17 protein-coding genes are annotated in these 14,741 nt (G+C 68.8%); 5 read left to right on the top strand and 12 right to left on the bottom strand.

The genetic code is table 11. The features are described from left to right. Positions 1-8 precede the first annotated feature (8 nt). Both OG558_RS14980 and OG558_RS14975 read right to left on the bottom strand, forming a co-directional pair. Positions 9-755: an SDR family oxidoreductase gene (locus OG558_RS14980; protein WP_405070808.1), complete on the bottom strand. Its 747-nt coding sequence runs from the start codon at positions 753-755 to the stop codon at positions 9-11. 90 nt (positions 756-845) lie between these two features. Then, positions 846-1,778 carry a LysR family transcriptional regulator gene (locus tag OG558_RS14975; RefSeq protein ID WP_405070807.1) on the bottom strand — a complete coding sequence of 311 codons (933 nt, stop codon included), beginning with the start codon at positions 1,776-1,778 and terminating at the stop codon, positions 846-848. 175 nt (positions 1,779-1,953) lie between these two features. On the opposite strand from OG558_RS14975, the gene OG558_RS14970 reads away from it, so the two are divergent. Continuing rightward, the gene (locus OG558_RS14970) at positions 1,954-3,024 is read left to right on the top strand and encodes a serine hydrolase domain-containing protein (RefSeq protein WP_405070806.1); all 1,071 of its coding nucleotides are present in this window, start codon (positions 1,954-1,956) and stop codon (positions 3,022-3,024) included. 29 nt (positions 3,025-3,053) lie between these two features. Here the strand turns inward: OG558_RS14970 and OG558_RS14965 are convergent, their stop codons facing one another. Further along, entirely contained in the window at positions 3,054-3,230 is a 177-nt protein-coding gene (locus tag OG558_RS14965; protein ID WP_405070805.1) for a hypothetical protein, read from the bottom strand. Positions 3,231-3,487: 257 nt separating this feature from the next. Beyond that, positions 3,488-3,859, bottom strand: coding sequence for a VOC family protein (locus OG558_RS14960; RefSeq protein ID WP_405070804.1), 372 nt, complete (start codon positions 3,857-3,859; stop codon positions 3,488-3,490). Between the two features lie 133 nt (positions 3,860-3,992). Between OG558_RS14960 and OG558_RS14955 the strand changes: the two genes are divergently transcribed. Both OG558_RS14955 and OG558_RS14950 read left to right on the top strand, forming a co-directional pair. Beyond that, positions 3,993-4,808 carry a SigB/SigF/SigG family RNA polymerase sigma factor gene (locus OG558_RS14955; protein ID WP_405070803.1) on the top strand — a complete coding sequence of 272 codons (816 nt, stop codon included), beginning with the start codon at positions 3,993-3,995 and terminating at the stop codon, positions 4,806-4,808. Positions 4,809-4,825: 17 nt separating this feature from the next. Further along, a complete protein-coding gene (locus OG558_RS14950) occupies positions 4,826-5,299 on the top strand; it encodes a DNA polymerase ligase N-terminal domain-containing protein (protein ID WP_329483825.1) in 474 nt (157 codons plus the stop codon). A gap of 1 nt (position 5,300) precedes the next feature. Here OG558_RS14950 and OG558_RS14945 read toward each other — a convergent pair whose 3' ends face one another. The 6 genes from OG558_RS14945 to OG558_RS14920 form a co-directional block, all read right to left on the bottom strand. After that, positions 5,301-5,945 carry a nitroreductase family protein gene (locus OG558_RS14945; RefSeq protein ID WP_405070802.1) on the bottom strand — a complete coding sequence of 215 codons (645 nt, stop codon included), beginning with the start codon at positions 5,943-5,945 and terminating at the stop codon, positions 5,301-5,303. A 12-nt stretch (positions 5,946-5,957) separates the two neighbouring features. Continuing rightward, positions 5,958-6,917: a penicillin-insensitive murein endopeptidase gene (locus OG558_RS14940; protein ID WP_405070801.1), complete on the bottom strand. Its 960-nt coding sequence runs from the start codon at positions 6,915-6,917 to the stop codon at positions 5,958-5,960. A gap of 83 nt (positions 6,918-7,000) precedes the next feature. Continuing rightward, positions 7,001-7,618, bottom strand: a complete 618-nt coding sequence (locus OG558_RS14935) for an L-threonylcarbamoyladenylate synthase (RefSeq protein ID WP_405070800.1) — start codon at positions 7,616-7,618, stop codon at positions 7,001-7,003. Between the two features lie 29 nt (positions 7,619-7,647). Then, a complete protein-coding gene (locus OG558_RS14930; RefSeq protein WP_405070799.1) occupies positions 7,648-9,012 on the bottom strand; it encodes a S41 family peptidase in 1,365 nt (454 codons plus the stop codon). A 78-nt stretch (positions 9,013-9,090) separates the two neighbouring features. Next, entirely contained in the window at positions 9,091-9,699 is a 609-nt protein-coding gene (locus OG558_RS14925) for a class F sortase (protein ID WP_405070798.1), read from the bottom strand. 71 nt (positions 9,700-9,770) lie between these two features. Then, positions 9,771-10,619, bottom strand: coding sequence for a DUF4397 domain-containing protein (locus OG558_RS14920; RefSeq protein ID WP_405070797.1), 849 nt, complete (start codon positions 10,617-10,619; stop codon positions 9,771-9,773). Positions 10,620-10,889: 270 nt separating this feature from the next. On the opposite strand from OG558_RS14920, the gene OG558_RS14915 reads away from it, so the two are divergent. Both OG558_RS14915 and OG558_RS14910 read left to right on the top strand, forming a co-directional pair. Then, positions 10,890-11,606: a hypothetical protein gene (locus OG558_RS14915; RefSeq protein WP_405070796.1), complete on the top strand. Its 717-nt coding sequence runs from the start codon at positions 10,890-10,892 to the stop codon at positions 11,604-11,606. A 179-nt stretch (positions 11,607-11,785) separates the two neighbouring features. Continuing rightward, positions 11,786-13,282, top strand: a complete 1,497-nt coding sequence (locus tag OG558_RS14910) for an MFS transporter (protein WP_329483817.1) — start codon at positions 11,786-11,788, stop codon at positions 13,280-13,282. Here OG558_RS14910 and OG558_RS14905 read toward each other — a convergent pair. Continuing rightward, positions 13,264-13,977 (bottom strand): DNA alkylation repair protein, encoded by a 714-nt coding sequence (locus OG558_RS14905; protein ID WP_405072167.1) that lies wholly within the window; start codon positions 13,975-13,977, stop codon positions 13,264-13,266. The two genes, OG558_RS14910 and OG558_RS14905, sit on opposite strands and share 19 nt — an antisense overlap. 11 nt (positions 13,978-13,988) lie before the next feature. Next, entirely contained in the window at positions 13,989-14,732 is a 744-nt protein-coding gene (locus tag OG558_RS14900) for an SDR family oxidoreductase (RefSeq protein WP_405070795.1), read from the bottom strand. Positions 14,733-14,741 lie beyond the last annotated feature (9 nt).

Below are 14,741 nucleotides of genomic sequence, written 5' to 3'. Positions count from 1 at the left end.
ACAAGGTTTCAGGCGGCCGAGCCACCGTTGGCGTAGATGACCTGGCCGTTGATCCATCGCGCCGGACCGGCCAGGAAGGCGATGATTTCGGCGATGTCGGACGGCTGGCCGAGGCGCTCCAGCGGCGGCTCCGCGGCGATCCGGTCGATCAGTTCCTGCGACTTGCCGTCGAAGAACAGTGCGGTCGCGGTCGGGCCGGGGGCCACGGCGTTGACGGTGACGTCGCGGCCGCGCAACTCGCGAGCCAGGATCAGCGTGATCGCCTCGACGCCGCCCTTGGTGGCGGAGTACGCGGAGTAGTTCGGGCGGGCCAGCTTGGTCAGTGAGCTGGAGATGTTGATCAGCGCGCCGCCGGTGCGGAGTCGCCGGACCGCCTGCTGGTCGACGACGAAGGTGCCGCGGAGGTTGGTGCGGACGATCCGGTCGAAGACCTCCAGGTCGAGGTCGGCCAGTGGTGCCAGCGGCATGATCCCGGCGGCGTGCACGACCACGTCGATCCCGCCGAGCTCCTGCTCGGTCCGGTCGAACAGCGCGGCCACGGCGGTCTCGTCCGCGACATCGGCCTGCACCGCGATCGCCCGGCCGCCGGCCTGCTCGACCTCCTTGACGGCTTCCTCGGCGTTGGCCTGGCCGCCGACGTACACGATCGCCACCGCGTAGCCGTCCCGCCCCAGCCGGACGGCGGCCTCGCGGCCGATCCCGCTCGATCCACCCGTCACGATCGCGACCCGTCCGGCGGTGGTGTTCTCGGTCATCGTCCTGCTCCTCGATCTCGATGTCTTGCTGACATCTCGATCCTGCTCCGGACGATGCATCAAGTCCAACGACTCAAGTCGATGGGTGGATCAATTCTGTTGATCCACGGCGCGGCCGAGTTCGGTGCCCGGCGGGTGGCGGAGGTGGGTGCTGACCAGGCCGAGCAGGGCCCGGAGCGCGGCCGTCGGCTTCCGCTTCTTCAGCGTGGCCATGTAGAGCGACCACTGGAACGACTCGTCGGCGATCCGTACGACGCGGATCGCGTCCACCCCGCTCACGGCGTACCCGGGCAGGATGCCGAGGCCGACGCCGTGGGCGACGAACTGGACGCCGTTCTCGATGCCGAGCGCCTCGACCACGACATGCCGCGCGATCCCGGCCGCCTCGAAGGTCTGGTCGATCAACGTCCGGGTACCGAAGCCGGGTGGGAAGTCCACGAACGCCTCGTCGGCGAGGTCGGCCAGCGTCACCGTCCGCCGGCGCGCGAGCCGATGCCCGACCGGGACCGCGAGGACCTGCGGGACCCGGAGCAGCTCCCACGCGGTCAGCTCACGCGGCACACTCCCGGCCGCGATCCCGAGGAAGCCGACGTCGATGTCGCCGTTGCGCAGCCCGACGATGACACCGGCCGAGCCGTCGGCATCGACCCGCAGTTGCAGCTCGACATTCGGGTACCGCCGCCGGAACTCGCCGGCCGCCGCGGGCAGATCGACCAGTCCGAGCCCTGGCAGCAGCCCGACCCGGACGGATCCACGCATCCCCGCGCCGAGCTCGTCGACGACATCACGAGCGCCCTGGACGGCGTCCATCACCGCGAGCGCCTCCGGGAGCAGCGCCGTACCCGCCTCGGTCAGCACCACGCGCTGGGCGCTCCGCTCGAACAGCGTGACCTTCAGATCTTGCTCCAGTGCGGCGATCGCGGCGCTCACCGCGCTCTGCACGACATGCAACCGCCGAGCGGCCAACGTGAAGCTCCGCTCGTGCGCCACCGCCACGAAGTACTCCAGCTGCCGCAATTCCACGGGAAGAGCGTACGTAAGAACGGGTAGTAGTAGCCGTCAGCCAAGCCCTGGCGAGGCGAGCACACGGGCGGCGGTCCGAGTCGGCCGACCACTACCCGTTCTTACGTACGTCAAGAACGTCGGCGTCGCTCCGACCTCTCCGTGAAAGGCCACCGAGAGACACAGGATGGGAATCGTGACGAACCTTCAGGACCAGGCGCAGGGGCGGCTCGACGAGCTGGTGGAGGCCGAGCTCGGGCTGCAGGTGGCGGTCTACCACCAGGGTGAGCTGGTCGTGGACGCGGTCGCCGGCGATATCACGTCGGACACGCTCTTCTACGCGGCATCCACCGGCAAGGCAGCCGCCGCGACGGTCGCGAACGTGCTGGTCGACCGCGGCGTGCTCGAGTACGACGCTCCGATCGCTGACCTCTGGCCCGAGTTCGCGGCCAACGGCAAGCAGAAGGCGACCCTACGGCACGTGCTGACCCACTCGGTCGGCCTGCCCGCGCTGGCCCCGGACACCACAGCCGACGATCTCACCGACCCGGCGAAGATCACGTCGTACCTGGCCGCGGCCGAGCCGTGGTGGGAGCCGGGCACCAAGATGACCTACCACGCCATGACGTTCGGCTACCTGGTCGGTGAGATCGTCCGCCGCGCCACGGGCCGGCGGATCTCCGACGTACTGCGGGAGATCGCCGAGCCGCTCGGGATCGCCGACGAGGTGTACTTCGCCGTACCGCAGGACCAGCTGCACCGGGTCGCGACGCTGGTCGAGCCGGAGGGCGCCGAGGACACATTCGCGATGGTCGCCGGGCTGTTCGCCAAGGTCACCCCGCCCGGCCTCACCCCGCGCGCCGCCCGCTGCAACCGCCCGGACCAGCTCACCGCCGAGATCCCCTCCGAAGGCGTGCTGACCGCGCGCGGCATCGCCAAGCTGTACGCCGCTCTGATCGGTGAGGTGGACGGTGTCCGGCTGGTCCGCCCGGAGGCGGTCGCGGAGATCACCGGGCCGGCACTGACCGCGCCGGACGAGCTGATGGGTAATCCCGCGACGTGGGCGCTGGGCTATCCGATCGGCCGGCTCGGGTCGTCGGCGGAGGAGAGTCCGACGTCGTTCGGGATGCCGGGGATGGGCGGCACCGTCGGCTGGGCCGACACGCGCTCGGGCGTCGCGTTCGGTCTCACCAGGGTGCTGTTCGACCCGGCGCAGTCGGCGTCGGCGGTCGAGATCGGCAATCTGGTTGCGAAAACTCTCTGCTGAATCCTTGTGCTACAAGGGTTTCTCAGGTGCTAGGACTCGCGCACCGACTGCTCGTCGACCCAGACGAGGTGGCCGTGGTGGCTGACGAGCACCTCGTCGGCCCCGGCCGCCCCGGCCCGGCGGCCCAGCTCCTGCCCCGCGATCCAGCGGCCGCCGAGGCGGACCTGAACGGCGGTGGGCCGAGCCGGGGAAGTGGCTACTGGCATGGCACCTGACTTCTGGACAGGGGCGGAAGTGGTGGGATGGCGTCGTACTGCTCTGGGGTGGTGCTGAAGATCGGTCATCGTCGCCCTCGCAGGGAAACAAAGCCAACTTCGGGGGGCTGGCTTCTCAACCAAAGGCCACCCTACAACCGCCAGATGACGCGCCGTTAGCGGTAATTCGGATTGGTCGCGAACCGAACACGACCGCACAGAATCGCCCGTGTGCCAGGGGATCCGGCCGGCGCCGGAGTGAGGAATCCTCAGGAACGCGCGACGATCTCCTGCAGGGCCCAGGCGTTCCCGTCGGGGTCGCGAAAGAAGGCGAAGAGCCCCCACGGGAACTCCTGCAGGTCCGACACCTCGACACCGCGGGCGAGCAACGCGTCACGAGCGGCCGCAACGTCGGGTACGACGATCTGCAGCCCGCGGACCGAGCCGGGTTCGGCCTGGTCCATACCGCTGCCGATCGCGATCGAGCAGGCCGAACCCGGCGGGGTCAGCTGAACGAATCTCAGTTCGTCGGTGACCCGATGATCGTGGTCGGCGACGAAGCCGACCTTGTCCGTGTAGAACGCCTTGGCCCGGTCCACGTCGGACACCGGCACCGACACCAACTCCAGCTTCCAGTCCATGGCCCGCAACCTATGCCAAGGAGGTGCGGATGCTTAAGCCCGGCCGCAGGGGGTAGAAAGGTGACCAGAACCTTTCTGACCGCGGTCCAGACCCGTGCCGCGCCGTGACTCCAGTCGCGAGGTCAGACCCAAAATGAACACCGCACAATCCAGCACCACCCCCGAGCCGCCGACCGATCCGGCCGAGCGGCGGGACCACGAGACCAGATCGCTGCTCAGTCGGCGCGCCGCCGCTACCGACGACCAGGTCCGCCAGGCACTCCTGGAGCAGGCGATCGAACTCAACCTCGGCATCGCCCACAGCATCGCCTCCCGTTTCCACGGCCGCGGCGTGGAGGCCGACGACCTGAACCAGGTCGCGTCCCTCGGCCTGGTCAAGGCCGCGCACAGCTACGAACCGACCACGGACACCCCGTTCCTGGCGTACGCCGTACCGACCATCCGGGGCGAGGTGAAGCGGTACTTCCGCGACTGCTCGTGGACCATCCGGATCCCCCGGCGGCTGCAGGAGCTCCAGGGATCCATCGGCGCGGCCCGGCCGGGACTCGTCCAGGATCTCCACCGCGAGCCCACACTGCGGGAGCTGGCCGACGCGATCGGCGCGGACGTCGAGGACGTGACCGCCGCGCTGTCCGCGGACGGATGCTTCGCGGTGATGTCGCTGGACCGTCCGCTCGAGGGCGACGCGGCCGTGCCGCTGGCCGAGACCCTCGCGGTCGACGACACATCGTACGAACGGTTCGAGAACGTCGCCGTCCTCGAACCGGCTCTGAACAGCCTGCCACCGCGCGAGCGTAGGATCGTGACCTTACGGTTCGTCGAGGAGCAGACCCAGGCGGACATCGGCGCCGAGATCGGGGTGAGCCAGATGCAGGTCTCCCGCCTGCTCCGCGGCATCCTCGGCCGGCTGCGGCGCCGGATCGAACCGCCGACGGCAGCTGCGGCTTGACCCCGAGGCCCATCTTCGTGGTGCAGCTGCATGATGCTCGGCGGCTGCACTACGACGTTCGGCTCGAGGTCGACGGCGTCCTGAAGTCGTGGGCGGTGCCGCGCGGGCCGTCACTGGATCCGACCGTGAAACGACTCGCGGTGTTCACCACCGACCACGATCTGGAGTACGCCTCCTACGAGGGCGTGATCGCGGACAGCCAGTACGGCACCGGCGCGGTGATCGTCTGGGACGCGGGCGTCTTCACCAACCTGACCCGCGACGATCGTCACCAGCTGGTCGACCCGGCGGCGGCGATCGAGCGCGGGCATCTCAAGGTGCAACTGCACGGCGTGAAACTGAACGGCGCCTGGGCCTTCACCCGCACCGGCGAGGACTGGCTGCTGGTCAAGGTCCGGGACGCCGAGGCCGATCCGGCCGTGGATCTGACCGTCACCGAGCCGCGCTCGGTGCTGAGCGGTCTGACCATCGAGGAGATGGCCGCGTCCTGATCTACCAGGTGTCGAGGTGGAGGACGTCGTCGAGCGGTTGACGAGGCGCGGGCTTGAAGTCGGTCCCGATCGTGTAGGCGGTCGGGATCAGCACTGTCTGCCGGATCTCTTCCGGGAGCCCGAGCAGGTCGGCGACCTCTTGTTCGTAGTTCATGTGCAGGGTGGTCCACGCCGTACCCAATCCGCGGGCCCGGGCGGCGAGCATGTAGCTCCACGCGGACGGGAGGATCGAACCCCAGAGGCCGGCCTGGTTCCCCGCGGGCAGCGATGCGGCCTCGAGGCAGGGGATCACCAGTACAGGCACCTGACCCATCCGCTCGCCCAGGTAGGCCACGCCGTCCCCGATCCGGCGCTGGATGGGTCCGCGCACGGGATCGTCGGCGTACAACTTGCCGGCGGCTCCGGGACCGGCCAGGTACTTCTCGACCGCGAGGCGGTAGTACTCGCCGATCGCGGACCGCTTGTCCGCATCCGTGATCACCAGCCAGTGCCACTTCTGCCGATTGCTCCCGGACGGTGCCTGCAAGGCGATCTCGATGCACTCACGGATCAGCTCGAGCGGAACCGGCTTCTCCAGATCGAGCCGCTTCCGCACCGTGCGAGTCGTGGTCAGCAGTTCGTCGGGCGACAGATCGAGTGTGGTCACCGCACCACTATCTCAGCAGGTGTGCAGTGAACTGGGGTGGACCTTTTCGCAGAAGCGGAAGTGCAAGTGGTTGTCGTGGTTGGGCCACTGAGTGGTCAGGCCCTCGTTGATCAGGGTCGGGTCGTTGAAGAAGATGAGGCGGACATGGCCGGGCGCGGCCGCCTTGATGGACTGGATGAGTTGGCGGGTCGCAGCCCGGTCGTACGTCGCCGACTGCCACGTGATCCGGCCCGCGGTGCACTGGGCGTTGTCGGTCCGGATCGGCCAGACGTCGATGTCCAGGCCGACATCGTGGCTGCTGTGGCCGGGGATGTCGCCACCGTGCTCGAAGCCGGCATCGCCGTACGGGACCTGACCCTGGCCAGTCGACGCGAACGCGCGAGCGCCCTGCTCCAGTTCGGCGACGGCCGCGGCCGTGGCCCAGTTGGCCGCCGTACCGTTGCCGTCCGGGTCCTGGTCGCACAGGTTCGCGCTGAAGTCCGGATAGTCGTAGTGCCAGGCGAGGTTGCGCCACGTGATCGGGCCGACGACACCGTCCGCGCCGATTCCCGCGTGCGACTGGAAGGCCACCACCGCGTCGTGGACCGCCGTACTGAACACTCCGTCGACGGCCAGGCTCAGCCGGCGCTTGGCGTTCAGCTCTACCTGCAGAGCCTTGACCGCCGCGTTGTTGTCGCCGGATCCGATCGTCGGCGTCAACGCCGTCCACGTCTGCGGCCCGACGATCCCGTCAACGCCCAGCCCCTTGGCCGTCTGGAACGCCTTGGCCGCCGTGACAGTGGTCGCGCCGAACACCCCGTCCGCGCCGACGGACTGCCCGTTGTACTGCAGCAGGTATTGGATCGCCTGGACGTCGGCACCGCGGTTGCCGCTGCTCTGGGTTGGGAAGAAGGCATTGGCATAGGCGTACGCCGGGGCCGGCAGACCGGCCAGCAGGACCACGGCCAGCAGCGCGAACACGAGACGTTTCATGGCTCCTCCGGGGCGGGTGAGGATGCGTTACTGACTAACGTTCACCAGCCACCATCGGGCACAATCTTGCCGATCGCAAGGCCTCACTCGAACGGCGTGGGGTCCCCCGCGCCGACCCGGACGATCTCGGGTACGTCGTCGGAGAAGTCGATCACCGTGGTGGGCTCGGTGCCGGCCTCACCTTCGATGACCGCGTCGATCTGGTTGTCGAGCTCTTCCTTGATCTCCCAGCCTTGCGTCATCGGCTCGTCATGGTCGGGGAGCAGCAGGGTGCTGGAGACCAGCGGCTCGCCCAGCTCGGCGACCAGGGCCTGGGTGACCACATGGTTCGGGATGCGCACCCCGACCGTCTTCTTCTTCGGGTGCAGCAGCCGGCGCGGTACTTCCTTGGTCGCCGGCAGGATGAACGTGTAGCTCCCGGGCGTCGCCGCCTTGATCGAGCGGAAGACGGCGTTGCTGATGTGCACGAACTGCCCGAGCTGGGCGAAGTTCTCGCAGACCAGTGTGAAGTGGTGCCGATCGTCCAGGTGCCGGATCGTCTTGATCCGGTCGATCCCATCCTTGTTCCCCAGCTGGCAACCGAGCGCGTAGCAGGAGTCGGTCGGGTACGCGATCAGACCGTCCTCGCGCAGCAGGTCGACCACCTGCCCGATCGACCGCCGCTGCGGATTCTCCGGATGCACGTCGAAATACCTGGCCATGGCCGCCGAGCCTACCGCTGCCGACTCCGTCAGGATTGTCGGCGCAGGTACTCCACCGCCGTGTTGAATGCGGAGTCCCGGCCGCCGTTCAGCTCGGCCGGCGTGAAGACCGGTCGCCGGATGTCCGGTGGAATGCCGGCGCCGTCGTACGACGTCCCGGCTGCCGTGCGGTACACCTCGTTCGGCAGGAAGAACGTCCAGCCGTTCGGCAACGTCCGGTCCATGGTGTCGGAGAAGACGCCTTGGGTGTTCTCGCCGATCCGAATCGGCCGCGGCGTGCGATTCATCATCGCCATCGTGAACGTCTCACCCGCGCTCAGCTGCGATCCACCGGTCAGGATCGCCATCGACCCGGTGAACCTCGACTTCCCGGACGGTACGACGTTCGCCGGTTGCGGCGCGGTGAACGACGACGGGTCGGCCGGGTTGTTGCGGGTCCGCTTGGAATAGGCGAAGTACGGGCGCGCGGTCAACCGGGATGCCAGGTCGAGTCCGAGTTGATCCGAGCCGCCGCCGTTGAGGCGCAGATCCAGGATCAGCTTGCGCGGCTTGGTCGCGAGGATCGTGTCCAGGGTCCGGTCGAGCACGGCTCGCTCGGAGTCGTAGTGCGGGATGTCGCCGTACCCGAGGAAGCCGATCACCCGGAGGTATCCGATCCCACCGGGGAGTTCGGCGTACCCGATCCGGTCGTTCGCGTACGACGTGTAGCGGACGCCGTGCAACGTGGCTTTCTCGATGTACGGACGGATCACGTTCGTCTCGAGCTCCAAGGTAGGGAGCGTCGTCCCCGGCCGGACGCCGGCGAAGTCCCGGTCCGGCGTACTGATGCCGGTGTGCGCGTCACCCAGCGGACGGATCATCGCCGTGAGGAGGTCGAACAGCGCCGCGTCGGAGGTCACCTGCGGCCGGTACTTCGCACGGACCGCGGTCCAGTCGATGCCCTTGGCCGCGAAGAACGGGTAGTTATCCGCGAAGGTAGTCCAGAACTGATCGAAGGTAGCCAGCGGATCGGTTGCCCCCGGCATCGAACACGCGGCCGGGAGCTTCGGGACCCGGCGCAGGTGCCGCGCCCCGACGTCACCCTCGAGCCGAAGCTCCGCGCGATCCCGGTGGACGGCGAAGGTGAACGACTGCTCGCCGTCCGCGGCGAAGGTGCTGCCGTCCTGGGTGTACTCGGCGGCCGGCGTACAGCTGATGGTCGTGGTCTGGTAAAGCTTCGCCTCACCGTTGTCAACAGCAACGATCGTGCCGTAGCCGTCCATTGCCCACACCCCGGTGGCGGATCCCGCGGCGGTAGCGGCGAGTGGAGCGGACAACGGAGCCGCCACCAGTCCGGCGGCGGCTCCTACAGCTACCAGCAAGCGGCGCGCGGGGCGGAGAGTCGTCAGAGTCATGCCGCCAGCCTGGTCGGCGGCCGGCCTCACCGACAGGAGCCAATCACCCCAACCAGAGGTGGAGCTAACACCACCGTCCTACTTCGCCAGACCGAGCGACGTCGCCGTGACGACCAGGTTGTCCGCGTAGCCGCCCCGGGAGGCGTCGTACGGTCCGGTGCAGGTGATGAGAACCAGCCGGTGATCACCGGTCTGAGTGAAGGCGCCACTCTTGGTCGCGAGCGCGTCCTTCGGCACCGACACGATCGACGTCACCTTGTACGACGCCGTACGCCCCGAACCATTGAGTACGACGACCTCCCCTACCTGCACGCGCCGCAACCGCGCGAAGAAGCCGAGCCCCTCGGTCTTGGTGTCGACGTGACCGGCCAGGACCACCGAGCCGAACGGATCACCAGCCTCGGCCCCACCATCCCACCAGCCGACCCGCTGAGCCTTCGCCGGCACCTGGAGCTGACCGTTGACGGTTGTTGCCGGAAGCACCGGTGCGCTCGCGCCGCCGGGCAGCACGACCTGTTCGGGGACGAAACGGATGCGCTGACTCGGGGCCGGTGTCCCGACCCGGCCGGGGGGCGCGGTCACCGGCTCCGACGGCGTGGGGATCGTCGGGGTGATCTCGGAACTGAACCCTGGTACGGACGGCGGCGCCGGCATTGAGGTGCCGCCATCCGTACCCGGACTGGGCATGGCGCTGTCGTCCTGGCCGGAACAGCCTGCCAGGACGACACCACACAGCACCGGCCCGATCAGCCACCGTTTCAGCGACGTACCACCTTTCGCGCGACCTTGCGGCCGGCCACCGTGCGGACCGCCACCACAGCCGCGAACAGTCCGGCCAGCAGAACCACGACCCAGAGGCCGGACTCGTTGGACGGGGCAGAGTTTCGCGCCTGGTCAACCTCTGCCGCCTGCCCGCCCGTCCCGGTGTTCACCAGGTTCGGTGTGCCCGACCCCGAGGCCGGGAGTTTGATCGTGCCGACCGCGACCGTCATCGTCTTCTGACTCGGTGCGCCGACCGCGAATACCCGGGTCAGATAACCAGCCTTCGCCGGCAAATCCAACGGACCGAGAACAACAGGTGACGTCGCGCCGGTGGGCACGATCTCGACCTTGTACGTGGCCGCCGGAACGACTACGTCGAGTGATTCCCCGTTCGCGACATTGGAGAACAGCACCTTGCCGTTCACCAGGATGTCGGCCGGGCCGACCGCCGCGGTGTGCGCCACCCGGAGCGCGGCCTTGTCCTTCGGGACCGAGTCCAGCTTGTTCGCGTACGAGGTAATCACCGGCGCCCCCGTCGGCGAGGCCGGCTGGTGGATCACGACGTCCGTGCTGGCCCCGGATCCGGCCGTCACCTGACGCTGGATGACCACCTTCCCGCCCTGCTTGGCAGTGATCATCCGCTTGCCCGCAGCAACCCCGAACGGCCCGACGATCTGCGCCGCCTGGACGCCGGTCGCCACCGAGTGGCCGTCGATGCTGATGTCCAGGGTGCGCCCCGGCAGGCCCTGGACGATGTACAGGTTGGCACCGGCCGCCCCCTGCGCCGGCGTCGCGAGCAGCGCCGGCGCAGCCGCGACGGTGACCGCCAGGAACAGCGGAATCACCCTTCGAAATACCGGACCACGAATTCTCGTTAGTACGCGTTGCGATACTGACCGGAATTGCCCGGACACGCTCCGTCCCTGCATTTTGTGCCCCCTCCGTAGCTCACGGAAAAATACGGCAGTAATTGCCGCACCCCACTAATTCGGGCGTATCGTAAGCCCCAGTCCGATCCGGCCGGAAGGGGTAACGGCCAGGTCCGTTTTGGGGGGCGATGACTCATGTCGGGACGCACTGGTCCGGGGCGTGAGTTCCTCCCTTCGTCAACGGGGGTGGAGGACCTCACCCGCACCGCGGTTCGGGTGCTGGCGGCGGCCGCGCTGATGCTGGGGCTGAGCGCGACCGCCGCCTGCACGGACGGCGGCACCGGTCCGGTCGCACCCAGCCCCGGCATCGACCGCGGCTCGGCCACGCCCACCCCGGAGGCCGGCGGCTCGGTCAGCCCCGGCCCCGGTGTGACCAAGCCCGGCATCCGGCTGACCGCCGTACCGCGCAAGGACGGGTCCTTCGACATGACCGAGGACGTGATGTTGCCCGAGGCCATGAACATCTTGCAGCTCCAGGTGCCGTCGTCGGGCGAGCACCTGCCCGGGATGATGGCCAAGACGAGCCCGCAGGTGACGAACCTGAAGGTCCTCGCCGACGACCAGTCGGTGCCGGTCCAGAACACCACCGTGAACGGCTCGGCCGACCTGCCGTTGACGACGGCCGCCACCAGGGTCCGTCTGACGTACCGGCTGTCCGGCTCTGTGGTCCGCAGGACGCTGTCGAAACCGGAGCGGGCCGGCGCGGCGATCCGGCCGCTCACCGCGATCACCGAAGGGACCCTGCCGACCACCTTCTCCGTCACCGGTGGACTGCTCAATGCCGTCTGCCCACTGATGACCGACACCCGGTGCGCGGTCGGCGATCCCCCGAAGCTCGGAATCCTGCCGAACATCCCGGCCAGCAAAGCCCTCGTCGTACTGCAGTTGGATCTACCGCGCTGACCTGAGCCGCTATCCGCGGCCCCTGGCAGCAGCGAGCAGGTGCTCGGCGGAGTGCAGCGCAAGGCGGAGGACGGGGCTCGGAGTGGGTTTCTCCGTGCCCCGTCCTCCAACGCCGCGATGTGCCCGCCGAGTGCCGCGCAGCGCGCCAGGGGCCGCGGATAGCGGCTTAGGCTGACCCCATGAGCGATGACTGGATCGCGTTGGGGACGAGCCGGGGGCGGTGGGTGCTCGCGGCGACGGCGCTGGGGTCGGGCATGGCGTTCCTGGACGGCACGGTGGTGAACGTCGCTCTGCCGGCGATGGGCGAGGACTTCAACGCGGGCATGGCCGGCCTGCAGTGGATCGTCAACGGCTACATGCTGATGCTGGCCGCCCTGATCCTGCTCAGCGGCTCCCTCGGCGACCGGCTCGGCCGGCGGCGGGTGTTCGTCATCGGGGTGATCTGGTTCGCGGTGGCCTCGATGCTGTGCGCGGTGGCGCCGACGCTCGAGGTGATGATCGCGGGCCGGGTCCTGCAGGGCATGGGCGGCGCGCTGCTCACTCCGGGCAGCCTGGCCATCCTGCAGACATCGTTCCAGCGCTCCGACCGCGCCAAGGCAGTCGGCATCTGGTCCGGCCTCACCTCGGTCGCCGCGGCGGTCGGCCCGTTCGTCGGCGGCAGCCTGGTCGACAGCGGCTCGTGGCGGCTGATCTTCGTACTGAACGCACCCATCGCGCTGGTGACCGTCCTGGTCACTCTCCGGCACGTGCCCGAGACCCGCGACGAGACAGCGACCGGCAAGCTCGACCTCAACGGCGCAGCCCTGGTGACGATCGGTCTGGCCGGTCTCACCTTCGGCCTGATCGGTGCCGGCGATGATGGCTTCGGTTCTGCGCGCGTCCTGATCAGCCTCGCGATCGGCGTACTCGCGCTGGTGGCCTTCGTCGAGGTCGAGCGCCGCAGTTCGCACCCGATGCTGCCACCCGGCATCTTCGCCAACCGCCGCTTCACCGGCGCGAACCTCGTCACGGTCGCCGTGTACGGCGCTCTCGGCACCTCGACCTTCCTCCTGGTCGTGTACCTGCAGACCGTCCTCGGGTACTCCGCTCTCTGGGCCGGCGCGTCCCTGCTGCCGATGACCCTGCTGATGCTCGGCCTGAGTGGGTACGCCGGTGGTCTGTCCGAGCGGATCGGCGCCCGGATCCCGATGACGGTCGGACCGCTGCTGATGTCAGCCGGATTCCTGCTGATGCTGCGGATCAAACCGGGCTCCAACTACTTCATCGACGTACTGCCGGCCGTCGTCGTCCTCGGACTCGGCCTGGTGTCGACGGTGGCGCCGCTGACCGCCACCGTTCTGTCGTCGGTCGACGACCACCACGCCGGGATCGCGTCCGGGGTCAACAACGCGGTCGCGCGGTCGGCGCAACTGATGGCGGTCGCCGCGATCCCGATGGCGGCCGGGATCACCGGCGACAGCTACCGCGATCCCCTTGCCTTCCAGAACGGGTTCGACAACGCGCTGTGGATCACGGCGGTGCTGGCCATAGCCGGCGCGGCGATCGCCTGGTTCAGCCTCGCCGAGCCGAGGACGAAGCCGAGCAAGATCCGGGGCCTCGTCCACCACCACACCACCTGCGCTCTCGAAGCCCCGCCCTACGCCGATCCCCGGCTGAATCAGCGCAGCGCGAGGTAGTGCTTGCGTACGGCGGGATCGAGCCGCTCGATCGCATAGCGGAGCATGGTGCGAGGCATCTGCGTCGCGTGCTGGTCGAGGAACGCCAGCAACTCCTCCTCCGAGACTCGCTTGCCGGCTTCGCGCAGCATCCAGCCGGACGCCTTGTGGATCAGGTCCTCCCGATCGCCGAGCACCGCGGCGGCCAGCGCGTAGGTGTCCGCGGTCTGACCGACCCCGATCAGGAACTGCGTCGCGATCAGCGCGATCCGGCGCTCCCACAGTGATGCCGAGCGGACCAGCGTGTAGAGGATGTCCCGGGGCTTGTCGACCACGTAGCCGCCGACGACCTGCGGAGCACTGCAGTCGACCAGGTCCCAGTTGTCGACGTACGCCGTACTGCGTAGATAGAGCTCGTGGATCGCGGTGAGTTCGGCCGGGTTCGCCGTACGCGGCTTGAGACTGCGGGACGCGCGGTCGGCGAGCAGGCAGAGGACCGTCAGCCGATGCTCGTGAACCGGGCTGGTCAACGCTTGCTCGAGCTCGGGCAGCGGGAGGTCGGCGCGCAGGTACGGCTTGAGGATGCCGCGGATGGTCGACAGCTTCACCCCGATCATCCGGTCGCCGTGGCCGTAGCCACCCGGCTGCAGCTGGAAGTACCGCGACAGCACCTCGGCCACCGCCGGGTCGGCCGCGGCGTCGACCTCGGCGAGCAGGTCCGCGGTGCTCAGATCAGCAGCCCCCCGGTGGCGAGCAGGTTCTGCCCGGTCATCCAGCGGCTGTCTGGACCGGCGAGGAACGCGACGACGTCGGCGATGTCGGTGGGCTCGCCGAGACGGCCGAGGGCGGTGAACTCCGGTGTCGACTCGAGCGCCTCGGGCGGGTTGGCGCCGCGCAGCATCTCGGTGTCGGTGGCGCCCGGGGACACCGCGTTGACGGTGATCCCACGCTCGCCGAACTCGCGGGCGGCGACTTTGACGAACTGCTCGAGCCCACCCTTGCTGCCGGCGTACAACGAGCTGCCCGGGTCGGGGACAGCGGTGTTCAGGGTGGAAATCGCGATGATCCGGCCGTTGTCGGCCAATCCGCGGCCAGCCTGCTGGAAGGCGAAGAACACGCCCCGCAGGTTGGCCGCCATTAGCTGATCGAACTCGTCCTCGGTGACCTCGACGATCGGCTTCACCATCACCTGGGCGGCGTTGGCGACGAAGATGTCGAGCGATCCGGTCGCCTCGGCCGCCCGGGCAAACACCTCGGGCAGCGCTGCCACGTCCGCCTGGTCGGCCTGGATCGCGATCGCTTCACCGCCGGCCGTCTTCACCGCGGCGACCACGTCGGCTGCCGCGGACTCGTTCGACATGTAGGTGAAGGTGACCACAGCACCGTCGGCGGCCAAGCGCCGTACGATCGCGGCGCCGATGCCGCGCGAGCCGCCGGTGACGAGAGCTGCCTTGCCTTCGAGTACGCCCATTGTTCTTGT

It is taken from the genome of Kribbella sp. NBC_01510 (genome assembly GCF_045040325.1).
Classification (GTDB): Bacteria; Actinomycetota; Actinomycetes; order Propionibacteriales; family Kribbellaceae; genus Kribbella.
Note: the sequence above shows the minus strand (reverse complement) of the source record. Positions and strands in the feature narration are given on the sequence as shown.

Coding starts and splice junctions, on each gene's coding strand:
- OG558_RS14980 (WP_405070808.1), bottom strand. CDS start 755: ATGACCGAGAACACCACCGCCGGACGGGTCGCGATCGTGACGGGTGGA.
- OG558_RS14965 (WP_405070805.1), bottom strand. CDS start 3,230: ATGCCAGTAGCCACTTCCCCGGCTCGGCCCACCGCCGTTCAGGTCCGC.
- OG558_RS14960 (WP_405070804.1), bottom strand. CDS start 3,859: ATGGACTGGAAGCTGGAGTTGGTGTCGGTGCCGGTGTCCGACGTGGAC.
- OG558_RS14955 (WP_405070803.1), top strand. CDS start 3,993: ATGAACACCGCACAATCCAGCACCACCCCCGAGCCGCCGACCGATCCG.
- OG558_RS14940 (WP_405070801.1), bottom strand. CDS start 6,917: ATGAAACGTCTCGTGTTCGCGCTGCTGGCCGTGGTCCTGCTGGCCGGT.
- OG558_RS14935 (WP_405070800.1), bottom strand. CDS start 7,618: ATGGCCAGGTATTTCGACGTGCATCCGGAGAATCCGCAGCGGCGGTCG.
- OG558_RS14930 (WP_405070799.1), bottom strand. CDS start 9,012: ATGACTCTGACGACTCTCCGCCCCGCGCGCCGCTTGCTGGTAGCTGTA.
- OG558_RS14925 (WP_405070798.1), bottom strand. CDS start 9,699: ATGCCCAGTCCGGGTACGGATGGCGGCACCTCAATGCCGGCGCCGCCG.
- OG558_RS14910 (WP_329483817.1), top strand. CDS start 11,786: ATGAGCGATGACTGGATCGCGTTGGGGACGAGCCGGGGGCGGTGGGTG.
- OG558_RS14900 (WP_405070795.1), bottom strand. CDS start 14,732: ATGGGCGTACTCGAAGGCAAGGCAGCTCTCGTCACCGGCGGCTCGCGC.